Below are 12221 nucleotides of genomic sequence, written 5' to 3' on the forward strand. Positions count from 1 at the left end.
TCATTCGGCATTGACGCGACCACCGTCCACCCGCACGACGCGGGACAGCAGCTCCACGGTCGCGGGCCGGTGCGCGATGACGATCAGGGTCCGCTCCGCGCACAGCTCGGCGAGGGCTCGTTCGACCCATCCGGCGATCTCCGGGTCGACGTCGGCGGTCGCCTCGTCAAGGATGAGCACGGCCGGGTCGATGAGCGCGGCCCGCAGCAGGCCGATGAGCTGGCGTTCTCCCGCCGACAGCTTCTCGCCGCGCACGCCGACGTCGGTGGCGAGGCCGTCGGGCAGTCCCGCGGCCCACTCGGTCAGGCCGAGCCGCGCGACGGCGGCGGTGATCGCGGCGTCGTCGGGCTCGCCGGGCACAAGCGCGAGGTTGCCCGCGAGGGTGCCGGTGACTATGTGCACGTCCTGCGGGACAAGGGCGATGTGCCTGCTGAGCGTGGGTCCTGGCAGTTCGCTCAGGTCCGTCCCGCAGTAGGTGACCCGTCCCTGGTCGGGCGGATACAGCCCGGCGAGGATCTTGCCGAGCGTCGTCTTGCCCGACCCGGTGAGCCCGACGACGGCGACCCGCTCGCCCGCCGCGAACGTGAGGTCGACCCCGTCGAGCACCCGTGCGCCCTCGCGGTAGGAGTAGCCGACGCCTTCCACGCGCAGCTCCCCCCGGCGCGGCAGCTCCACGTCGGAAGCGCCCGCCGCGACGGGTTCCGCGCCGGGTGACTCGAGAAGGTCGAGGAGGCGGGCCAGGCCCGTCCTGGCGACCTGGAGTTCCCCGGCGAGCTGCGCGGCGTCGCCGAGCCCCTCGAACAGGACGCGGGTGGCGAGCACGAACACCACGACTGTCTCGACCGACACGTGGCCCTCGACCGCCATCCACGCGCCGAGCCCGAGCAGCACGGCGGTCGCGACGCCCTCGATCAGGCTGACCGTCTCGATCCTGATCTCCGCCCAGCCCGTCCGCCTGGCCGCCGAGACGACCTCGGCGTTCTCCCCGCGCACCCGCTTCAGCCAGCCGGGCAGCGCGCCGCTCGTGGCCAGCAGCTCGCGCGCGGTCAGCGTCTCGGTCATGGTCGCGGCGACCGTCGCCTCGGCGGCGGCCTGTCCGCCGAACGCGGCCTCAGCGGCACGGCTGAACGAGCGCAGCGCGAGCAGCGTCGGCGGGACGAACACAACGGCGAGGACAAGGAGCAGCAGCCACGAGTAGAACAGCAGCGTGATCGAGGTGAACAGCAGGGTCGCGGCGACCACCACGAGATTGGGCATGTCACGCCGCACGAACAGCGCGAGTTCGGCGATCTCGCCGGTCGCGCGGCGCAGCAGGTCGCCGGTCCTGTGCGACTCAAGGAACCGCAGCGGCGCGTTCGCGAGCCGCTCCACCGCCTTCTCGCGCAGGTCGCGCACCACACGCTCGCCGGTGCGCAGCAGCAGCAGTTCGCTGAAGCGGATGAGCACGATCTGGAGCACGACGACGGACACCAGCAGCACCACGGCTGTGGTGAGCAGATCGCGGTCCTTGTCGATGACCGCCGCGACCGCCCTGCCGACCAGCGGCGGGAGCGCCGCGATCGCCGCAGCGCCCAGCGCCACCACCCCGAGGGTCGCGGTCAGGGCGCCGGCGTGCGGGCGCAGGTAGGGCAGGCTCCTGCGGAACGTGTGCTTCTCTGGGGCCCGCTCGGCGAGCAGGGTCACTTCAGCCATGCGGTGCCTCCGGAGGCCGTGGCGGCGTCACGGTCGTCCGCGCCGAGCCGGATCACCCGGTCGGCCGCCTCGATGACGCCGTCGCGATGGGTGACGAACACGACCGAGGGACGCGGGGTGCGCGCCCGCAGCGCCGCGAGGACCCGCGCCTCGGTCTCGGGGTCGAGCGCGGAGGTGACGTCGTCAAGGAGGAGCACATCCGCGTCGGTGAGTAGCGCGCGCGCTAGGGCGAGGCGTTGGACCTGGCCTCCGGAGAGCGTCGAGCCGCCCTCGCCGAGGAGCGTGTCGTAGCCGTCGGGCATCTCCATGATCTCGGCGTGCACGCAGGCCGCCTCGCACGCGGCCCGCAGTTCCGCGGCGCTCGCCTCGCGGCCTGGGCAGAGGTTGCGCGCGACGGTCCCCGACAGCACGAGCGGCCGTTGCGGCACATAGGCGACGCGGCCGCGCAGCTCGTCAAGGGATGCCTCGCGCAGGTCGATCCCGCCGATCTTGACGGTCCCGGCGGCCGGGTCGTCAAGACGGATGAGCAGCCGCAGCAGCGACGACTTGCCCGACCCGGTGGCCCCGGCGACCGCGACGAACTCGCCGGGCGCGACGGTGAGGTCGACCGGGCCGAGCACCGTGCGCCCGTCGTGCTCCACGACGACGCCGTCGGCGGCCAGGCCGCCCTCGGTGAGCGGCCTTGGCGCGTCCGGGTCGGCGACGGACGGCGCGAGGTCGAAGATCTCGTTCAACCGGCCCGCCGCGACCGTCGCGTTGCCCCGGTCCACGAGCCGGTCCACCAGGACCGTCACCGCGAGGGTGAAGGTGGTCATCCACACCGCGAACGCGACGATCCCGCCCGGGGTGAGCCCGCCGCGCAGCGCCGCGAACCCGCCGACGCCGACGCCCGCCGCGATCGCGAGCCTCGGCGCGGCGGGCCCGAGCGCCGTCCAGGCCGACTGGATGCGGGCGACATGCCCGGTCAGCTCGGCGACCTTCGCGCTGTGCGCGTGGTGCCGCGAGACGAGGACCGGCTCGCCGCCGATCCCGCGCACCGCCGCGCTCGCCGACAGCAGGTCCTCGACGGTGTCGGCGCGCGCGGCGTGCGCGTCGGACAGGCGTTCGCCCGCGCGCTCGTACGGCCCCGGGAACACGAGGTTCACCGCGGCGATGAACGGGACCATCGCCAGCGTCACCCCGAGCAGCAGCGGATCGAGCGCGGCGACGGCGGGCAGCACGATGACGAACGTCGTGCCGATGACCGCCCACACCGGCAGCCCGTACACCCACATCCTGATCTGGTCCACGTCGCGGGTCGCGCGCATCGCGAGGTCGCCGTGCCCGTACCCGGACAGGGCCGCCCGGTCGAGCAGGCCGAGCCGCGCCGTCAGCCGGTCCCGCAGGACCGCGCCGACCCGCGCCTCGGCCATCCGCGCCGTGAACTGCCAGAGCGCGAGCCCGAGGAACTGCACGACGGCGAAGGCCAGCGCGGCCCCCGCCCACCTTGCGGTCGCGCCGCTGTCCCCGGCGACGATGCCCTCGTCGAGCGCGTGCTGGATGCACCACGGCAGCGCCAGCAGCGAGCCCTGCCTGGCGATCCCGCCGAGCGTCGCGGTCGACAGCGCCCGCCACTCGCCCCGGACCGACCCGCGCAGAAGCGCGCGCGCGGCGCGGCGATCGCTCACGCCGTGCCCTGGAGGCTCTTGGGCCGCAGGTCGGTCCAGTTCGCCTCGACGTACTCGGCGCACGCCGCGCGGGACGCCGGCCCGTGGACCGTGGTCCAGCCGGCGGGCACCTCGGCGAACGACGGCCAGAGCGAGTGCTGGCCCTCGGCGTTCACCAGGACGAGGAAGACGCCCTCGGCGTCGTCGAACGGGTTGGTCATGATGCTCCTCCGATCAGGCTCTCGATGCTGCGGCCGATCCGGGCGAGCGGTCCCGGATCGAGCATTGCGTCGTGGACGGCGTCCACGGGGTGCGCGGTGATGCGTCCGGTCACGTACGGGGTCCAGGAGCGTTCGCTTCCCTGGCCGTAGGGCTGGTCGGTCGCGGTGAAGACGACGGCGTCGCCGGTGAACGCGCCGAAGTCGAGCGGGACGGCGAGGGACTCGAAGACCGTCACGGCGATCCGGCGCAGGGTCGGCTCGTCGAAGCCGGACATCGGGCCGTCCCCGGCGAGGACGAGCGCGACGGCGTCGTCAAGGGTCGCCGGGGCGGCGTCGTGTCCGGCGAGGCGCAGGAAGAAGCGGGCGGCCTGCGCCTCGGTCGTCTTCGTCGGGTCGTCCTCCTCCGGGTAGGCGTCGAGGAGGGCGAGCACACCTACCTGGTGGCCGTCCGCCTGGAGTGCCGTCGCGACGGCGTGCGCGAGCTGGCCTCCGTAGGACCATCCGGCGAGGTGGTACGGCCCCTCGGCTTGGACGGCCCGGATACGGCCCGCGTAGTACCTGCCAAGGTCGCTGATCTTGTCGGCGGGCACCACCGCGCCGCTGAGGCGCGGCGATTGGAGCCCGTACAGGGGACGGTCGGCGGCCAGGTGCTCGGCGAGGCCCGCGTAGTTCCAGGCGAGCCCCGTCGTCGCGGGCAGGCAGAACAGCGGGGTCCCCGTGCCCTCGCGCAGCACCATGACCGGGTCGTACGGGCCGGTCCCCTGGCCGGGGTGGGCGGGGGCGCGGCCGACGGCGTCGGCGAGGGTCGCGACGGTCGGCGCGGTCAGCACCTCGCTCACCGCGACGCGCACGCCGAGCACGGTCCGCAGCCTGCCGACGAGCCGCATCGCCAGCAGCGAGTGGCCGCCGAGCCCGAAGAAGTCGTCGTCCACGCCGACGCGCGGCACGCCGAGGACCTCGGCGAACAGCGCGCACAGCGTCTCCTCGAGCGGCGTGCGCGGCGCGCGGGACGGCGCGGCGGGCTCGGGGTCGGGCAGCGCTGCCCTGTCGAGCTTGCCGTTGACGGTCAGCGGCAGCCGCTCAATCACCGCGAACGCGCCGGGCACCATGTGCCTGGGCAGCCGGACCGCCAACGCGGCCCGGACGGCGGCAGGGTCGATCTCAGCCCCGGCGACGGGCACGAGGTAGGCGGCGAGCTTCTTCACCTGCCCGGTCTCCCGGACGACCACTGCCGCCTGCGCGACCTCGGGCCGCTCGGCCAGCGCCGTCTCGATCTCGCCGAGCTCCACCCGGTAGCCGTTGACCTTGACCTGGTCGTCGGTGCGGCCGAGGAAGTCGAGCAGCCCGTCAGAACGCCAGCGCACGAGGTCGCCGGTCCGGTACATCCGCTCGCCAGGCTCCCCGAACGGGTTCGCGACGAACCGCTCGGCCGTCAGGCCCGGCCGGTCGAGGTAGCCGCGCGCCATGCCGACGCCCGCGATGTACAGCTCGCCGGGCACCCCGACGGGCACCCGCCGCAGCCTCTCGTCAAGGACGTGCGCGCGGGTGTTGAAGATCGGGCGGCCGACGGTCGCGGTGGCGCTGTCCTCGGTGCCGCCGCCGAGCGTGTTGATGGTGTACTCGGTCGGGCCGTACAGGTTGTAGCCCAGTACGCCCTCGGTATCGCGCAGGCGCGTCCAGAGGGCCTCGGGCACGGCTTCCCCGCCCAGGAGGACGAGCGGGATGGGGGGCGCGTCGAGCAGGCCCCTGTCGAGGAGTTCGGCCGCGTAGGACGGCGTCACGTTGACGACGTCGATGGCGTGCGCGGTCACGTAGTCGGTGAGGGCGTCGGGGTCGGCCCGCTCCTCCTCGTTCAGGACGTGGACCTCGTGGCCCTCGATCAGCCACAGCAGCTCCTCCCACGACATGTCGAAGGAGAACGAGACGGTGTGGGCGATGCGGAGCCGTCGGCCGCCCTCGGCCTCGATGACCGGGCCGAAGATCTCCTGGCGGTGGTTGAACTGCATGTTCGTCAGGCCCCGGTAGGGCGTGACGACTCCCTTCGGCCTGCCTGTGGAGCCGGAGGTGTAGATGACGTACGCCGGGTGGTCGAGGCCGACGGGGGCGCGGCGTTCGGCGTCAGTTATGGGGTCACCGGGGGTCGCGGCGAGTTCCGCGGCGACAGACGCGGAGTCGAGCAGGACCGTGGAGGCGACCTCCGGCAGGGTCGGCGCAACCGCCTCGGTGGTGAGCAGGCACAGCGGCCGCGCGTCCTCGACCATGAACGCGAGCCGTTCGGCCGGGTAGTCGAGTTCCAGAGGCAGGTAGGCGGCTCCGGTCTGGAGTACGGCGAAGAGGGCGGCGACCATGTCGACCGACCTCGGCAGGCCGAGCGCGACGACCTTCTCCGGGCCCGCGCCGCGCGCTATGAGCAGCCGGGCGAACCGGTTGATGCGCGCTGACAGCTCCGCGTAGGTGACCGGCGTACCCGCGAAGACCAAGGCGGTGTCTCGGGGGGTGCGGGCCGCCTGTTCGGCGAGCAGGTCGGCGACGGTCGCGTCGGGCAGCGGGTGCGCCGTGGCGTTCCAGCCGTCGATCAGCGCGGCCTCGCGCCCGGTGAGCAGGTCGATCGCGCTGACCGGCAGCTCAGGCGCGGCGACTGCCTGGTCGAGCAGCGCGGCGAGCCGCGCCAGCAGGAGCTCGGCGGTGGCCTCGTCGAAGAGGTCGGCCGCGTACTCCAGGACGAACTCGATGCCGCCGGGGCCCGAGCCGTCGTCGCCGCTGGTGAACTCGATGCAGTTGAAGTCGAGGTCGAACTTCGACGCGCCGGTCGCGAAGGGCTCGGGGCGGGTGTCGAGGCCGAAGAGGCTGTCGTTGCCGCCCGTCAGGTTCTGGTAGCCGAGCATCACCTGGAACAGCGGGTGACGGGCCGCGGAACGCGGCGGATTGACTGCCTCCACCAGGCGCTCGAAAGGCAGGTCCTGGTGGGCGAACGCCGCGAGGTCGGTCTTCTTGACCCGCTCCACGAGGTCGGCGAACGTCGGGTCGCCCGTGACGTCGGCGCGCAGCACGAGGGTGTTGACGAAGAAGCCCACGAGGTCCTGGAGTGCGTCGTCGTCGCGTCCTGCGGCCGGGCTGCCGAGCGGGATGTCGTCGCCCGCGCCGAGCCGGTGCAGCAGCGCGGCCACGGCCGCCTGCATCACCATGAACGTCGTCGCGCCCGAGCGCGCGGCGAGATCGCGGATCTGCGCGACGAGCTCGGCGGGCAGTTCCCGTGCCACGGTGCCGCCCCGGTAGGAGGCGACGGGCGGGCGCGGCCGGTCGGTCGGCAGCGCCAGTTCCTCGGGGATGCCCGCGAGCGCCTCACGCCAGAACGCGGCCTGCCTTGCCATGAGGCTGTTCTGGTCGGCCGGGTCGCCGAGCAGCTCGTGCTGCCAGAGCGCGTAGTCGGCGTACTGGACGGGCAGCGGCCGCCACGCGGGCGCGGAACCCGCCCTGCGCGCGTCGTAGGCCGCGGTGAGGTCGCCGATGAACGGCCGGATCGACCACTCGTCGCCGACGATGTGGTGGAACAGGAACACCACGACCTGCTCGCCGGGCCCGAGCCTCAGCACCCGGGTGCGCAGCGGGAGTTCGTGCTCCAACGCGAACGCGTACTGGGCGGCCTCGTTGACGGCGTCCGCAAGCGTCTCCTCGGTGACTTCCACGACCTCAAGGACGGGTTCTGCGTCGGGGACGATCGCCTGGTGGGCGAGGCCGTCCTCCTCGGTGAAGACCGTGCGCAGGGACTCGTGCCGCGCCATCACGTCGCGCAGGGCCGCGCGCAGGGCGGCGAGGTCGAGGTCGCCGCGCACCCGCAGCGCGAGCGGGATGTTGTAGGCGGCGCTGCGGCCTTCGAGCTGGTGCAGGAACCACAGGCGGCGCTGGGCGTAGGACAGCGGGACGCGCGGCGGCCTGCGGCGCGCGGCCAGCACCGGCCGGTCCGCGCCGGACTCCGCGCCCGCCGCCCGGGCCGCGAGGCCCGCCACCGTCCGCGCCTCGAACAGGTCGCGGATGGACAGCTGGACGCCCAGGGCGGCGCGGGCCTTGGTGATGAGCCTTGTGGCGAGCAGGGAGTGGCCGCCCAGGGCGAAGAAGTCGTCCTCGACCCCTACGGGCACGCCGAGGACCTCAGAAGCCAGCGCGGCAAGGGTCTCCTCCTCCGGGGTCTGCGGAGGACGGCTCTCCGAAACCGTCGCGTCGGGGGCGGGGAGCGCGCGCCGGTCGAGCTTGCCGTTGGTGGTGAGGGGCAGCCGGTCGAGGGTGACGATCGCGGCGGGCACCATGTGCTCGGGCAGCCTGTCCTTCAGCCAGTCCCGCAGCGTCGCGGTCAAGGCTCCGGCCTGCCTTGAGCGTCCCGGGACGTTCGCGTACGCGCCGAGCGCTTCGCGGGACGCGGGCGGCGGCAGATAGACCCCGGTGACGGCGTCGGTGACCGGGGAGGTGAAGACCGCGTCGAGGAGGTCTTCGGCCTCTCCCCACGTGACGAGGACGCGTAGGCCGAGCGCGGACGCGAGGTCGTAAAGCGCCTCGGTCTCGACGCCCGTAGGCGGCGCGGTGAGGGCGCGCGACGCGGCGTCGGTCGTGACGGCGTCGCCCAGCAGACGACGAGCGGCCGACTCCCCGGACAGCCGTGCGTTCGGCAGCCCCGTGACGCGTACGGGAGCCGGATGGGTCCGCAGGTGTACGGCGAGGTCTTCGAGGTCGCGCACGTCGCTCCCCCAGCGCAGCGCCGACGCCTGCGCGAGATCGGTGACGGGCCCGGTCCGCAAGATCGCGTCGAACCTGTGCCGGGTCAGCTCGTTGTGCGCGTCACCCCTGCGCACCCGCACGTCGACGCCCGTGACGCCGGGCAGTGAGCGGGCGAGGAACGCGAACAGGCCGGGGTCGACAAGGAGTTCCTTCTCCAGCAGCAGCCCGCGGTCGACCGCCGCGCGCACGGCGGCGGCGTCGGCCCCCGGCTCGGCCCTGCCCAGGTGGATTCCGGTCGCGAAGCAGCGCGCGCCCCGCAGGTTGCGCAGGTCGCCGAGCAGAAGCGAGCCGCCGGGGGCGAGCAGCGTAAGGGCGGCCCTGATGACCGTCTCGAAGTACTCGGCGCTCGGGAAGTACTGGGCCACGGAGTTCAGCACGATGGTGTCGAAGTGGCCCTTGGGCAGCTCGGACACGTCGTGCGCCGGCGCGCAGCGCAGGGTGACCCGTCCGGCGAGGTCGGGGTGCGCGGCTATCTGGCCGCGCAGGGTCTCGATGAGGGGGGCCGACAGATCCGTCGCCCAGTAGTCCTCGGTGTACGGGGCCACCTGGGACAGCAGTAGGCCGGTCCCGCAACCGAGTTCGAGGACGCGGGAGCCGCCGAGCGACCGGATGGTGTCCACCGTCGTGTCGCGCCACTCGCGCATCTCCGCGACCGGGATGGGCGCGCCGTCGTAGCTCGACGTCCACCCGACGAAGTCCGCGCCGAACGCCTCGGCCGGGCCCTGCGCGTACTGGGCGTCGTAGACCTCCTTCCACTCCTCGACCTGGTCGAGGTCGCGGCCCGTGGCGTCCTCCTCGGTGGCTGCGGGCACCACGTAGCCGACGAGCCGCTTGGTCTCGCCCTGCTCGCGCACCACGACGGCCGCCTGGGCGACCTCGGGGTGGCGCGCCATGACGTCCTCGATCTCGCCGAGCTCGATCCGGTAGCCGCGGATCTTCACCTGGTCGTCGGTGCGGCCGAGGAAGTCGATCAGGCCGTCCTCGCGCCGGCGCACGAGGTCGCCGGTGCGGTACATGCGCTCGCCCGGCACGCCGAACGGGTTCGCGACGAACCGCTCGGCCGTCAGGCCCGGCCGGTCGAGATAGCCGCGTGCCATGCCGACGCCCGCGATGTACAACTCGCCCGGCACGCCGGGAGGAACCGGGCGAAGCCAGGCGTCCAGGACGTGCGCGCGGGTGTTCCAGATAGGACGGCCGACGGTCGCGGTGGCGCTGTCGAGGGTGCCGCCGCCGAGGGTGTTGATCGTGTACTCGGTCGGGCCGTACAGGTTGTAGCCGACCACGCCGTCGGTCTCGGCGAGGCGCTTCCACAGCGTCTCGGGGACCGCCTCGCCGCCCAGCAGGACGAGGCAGGGCCGGTGCCGTCCCTCATCGAGCAGGCCGAAGTCGCACAGCTCCTGCGCGTAGGAGGGGGTGACGTTGACGACGTCGATCCTGTGCCGCGCGCAGTAGGCGGTGAGGGCGTCGGCGTCGCGGCGCAGCTCCTCGTCGAGGACGTGCACCTCGTGGCCCTCCACGAGCCACAGGAGCTCCTCCCAGGACATGTCGAAGGAGAACGAGACGGTGTGGGCGATGCGGAGCCGTCGGCCGCCTTCAGCGGCGATGACGGGCTCGAAGATCGCTTCGCGGTGGTTGAACTGCATGTTCGTCAGGCCCCGGTACGGCGTGACGACGCCCTTGGGACGGCCCGTGGAGCCTGAGGTGTAGATGACGTAAGCCGGGTGGTCGAGGCCGACCGGCGCGTTGCGCTCGGCGTCGGCGATCGGCTCGTCCGGCAGCGCCGCGAGCTCGGCCGCGAGCGCCGGGGAGTCGAGCACGACGGTCTGGGCGACCTCGGGCAGGGTCGGCGCGACGGCCTCGGTGGTGAGCAGGCACAGCGGCCGTGCGTCCTCGACCATGAACGCGAGCCGCTCTGCCGGGTAGTCGAGCTCCAAAGGCAGGTAGGCGGCTCCGGTCTCCAAGACGGCGAACAGGGCGGCGACCATGTCGGCCGAGCGGGGCAGGCCGAGCGCGATGACCTTCTCTGGGCCCGCGCCGCGCGCTATCAGCAGCCGGGCCATCCGGTTCACCCGCGACGCGAGCTGCGCGTACGTAGTGCGCTCGGAGCCGAACACCAGGGCCGTCTCGTCAGGGGTGCGCACGGCTTGCGCGGCGAGCAGGTCGGCGATGGTGACGTTGGGATAAGCGCGCTGGGTCGCGTTCCAGCGCGCTAGGCGAGCGGTGTCTTCCGCGGTCAGGGAGTGCAGCGCGGAGAGCGGGGTGCGCGGAGCCGCCACAAGGCGCTCCAGCATCCCGACGAGCCGCGCCGCCATCTCCTCGATCTGCTCGGCCGCGTAGACGTCGCGCCGGTACTTCCACTCGAACGACAGCGCAGCGCCCGGGTTCGTGGTGAACGACAGCGGGAAGTGGGTCGCGTCGAGCGTGTCGACCTCGTCGATGCCGAAGTGCGCGGCCAGCCTGTCGCGCTGGGCCATGTCGGCGGGGGTGTTGCGGACCACCTGGAGGGTGTCGAAGAGCTGCGGCAGGCCCGTAGCGCGCTGGATCTCCGCAAGACCCGCGTGGTGGTAGGGCAGCAGCTCGGCCTGCTCGGCCTGCAGGCGCGTGAGGAAGTCCAGCAGCGGCTCGTCGGGACGCAGCCGCACCCTGACCGGCACCGTGTTGAGGAACAGGCCGATCATGTCCTCGATGCCCGCGATCTCCGCGGGGCGGCCGGAGACCGTCGCGCCGTAGACGACGTCCTCGCGGCCCGTCAGCGAGGCGAGCAGCAGGCTCCACACGCCGCTGATGACCGTGTTGAGGGTGAGGCCGCCGCGGCGCGCCAGATCGGTGATCGCGGAGGTCAGCGCGGCCGGGATCTCGGTCACCACAAGGCCCGGTGACGCGCCCCCGCGCAGGGTGTGGCCCGGCGCAACGAGCGTCGGCTCGGTGACCCCGTCGAGGGAGCGGGCCCAGGCGGCGGCCGCCTCGCCTGAGTCCTGCTCGTCAAGCCACTCCAGGTAGCGGCGGAAGGAGACCGCCGGAGGCAGCTCGGTGCCTCCCTCGCACAGCCAGAGCAGCTCCTTGACCACGACGCTGGACGACCACCCGTCCCACAGCAGCGTGTGGTGGGTGAGGACGATGCGCTGGCGTCCGTCGGGAAGGGCGATCGCCATCATGCGGATCAGGGGGGCCGCCGACAGGTCGAACCGCTCGTCGAGGTCGGCTTCCATGAGCGCTTCGAGCGCGGTGTCGTCGGCGTCGGAGAGGTCGATCTCGCGGAGCGGCATCTCGGCATGCGGCATGACGACCTGGACCGGCTTGTCGAGTCCGTCCTGGAAGAAGCCGGTACGCAGGTTCGGATGACGCGCAAGGAGCGCCGCACCGGCCGCGCGCAGGGTCGCGGCGTCCACGGGACGGCGTAGCTCGACCACGAGCTGGGTCAGGTACAGGTCGCGTACGGTCGTGTCGTAGGTGGACTCGAACAGCAGGCCCGACTGGAGCGGCGAGAGCGGCAGGATGTCTTCGGCGTCGGCCGGGAGCAGCGTCCTTTCGTCGTCTGACAGCGCGACGAGGGGACGGCCCTCGGGAGCCGACTCCTGCGGCGCGCCCGCCTCTTCCACGAGAGCCGCGAGCCTGGCGACCGTCCTGCTTTCGAAGACCTGACGGGCGTTCAGTACGAGGCCCGCAGCGCGCGCACGGCCGACGAGGGTGATGGAGACGATGCTGTCGCCGCCGAGGGTGAAGAAGTCGTCGTCCGCACCGACCTCGTCAAGGTCGAGGAGGTCGGCGAACAGGTCGGCCAGCAGCCGCTCGGTGCCGTCGGCGGGCTCCCGGTAGGGGGCGAGTTCGGCGTCGGCGGGGGCGTCGGCGAGGTGGCCCGAGCCGAGCGCGGGCAGCGCGGGCGGGGCCTGGC

Annotated in this window: 4 protein-coding genes (1 of these 4 running past the window's edge); all 4 read right to left on the reverse strand. The window is 73.0% G+C overall.

Going from position 1 to position 12221, the window contains the following annotated elements:
* Tightly spaced (each overlapping or abutting the next), the 4 genes in view from R9X44_RS09840 to R9X44_RS09855 form a layout consistent with a single transcriptional unit that may run on beyond the window.
* A complete protein-coding gene (locus R9X44_RS09840) occupies positions 1 to 1692 on the reverse strand; it encodes an ABC transporter ATP-binding protein (protein WP_319813725.1) in 1692 nt (563 codons plus the stop codon).
* Positions 1680 to 3359, reverse strand: coding sequence for an ABC transporter ATP-binding protein (locus tag R9X44_RS09845; RefSeq protein ID WP_319813726.1), 1680 nt, complete (start codon positions 3357 to 3359; stop codon positions 1680 to 1682). The genes R9X44_RS09840 and R9X44_RS09845 overlap by 13 nt, the downstream gene beginning before the upstream one ends.
* Positions 3356 to 3559, reverse strand: a complete 204-nt coding sequence (locus tag R9X44_RS09850; protein ID WP_319813727.1) for an MbtH family protein — start codon at positions 3557 to 3559, stop codon at positions 3356 to 3358. The genes R9X44_RS09845 and R9X44_RS09850 overlap by 4 nt, the downstream gene beginning before the upstream one ends.
* Positions 3556 to 12221, reverse strand: the 3' portion of a protein-coding gene (locus tag R9X44_RS09855) for a non-ribosomal peptide synthetase (protein ID WP_319813728.1). It continues 1225 nt past the right edge of the window; 8666 of the gene's 9891 nt are visible here — the last part of the coding sequence; the start codon falls outside the window, past its right edge; the stop codon is at positions 3556 to 3558. The genes R9X44_RS09850 and R9X44_RS09855 overlap by 4 nt, the downstream gene beginning before the upstream one ends.

The organism is Actinocorallia sp. A-T 12471 (assembly GCF_033875155.1).
Lineage (GTDB): Bacteria > Actinomycetota > Actinomycetes > Streptosporangiales > Streptosporangiaceae > Actinocorallia.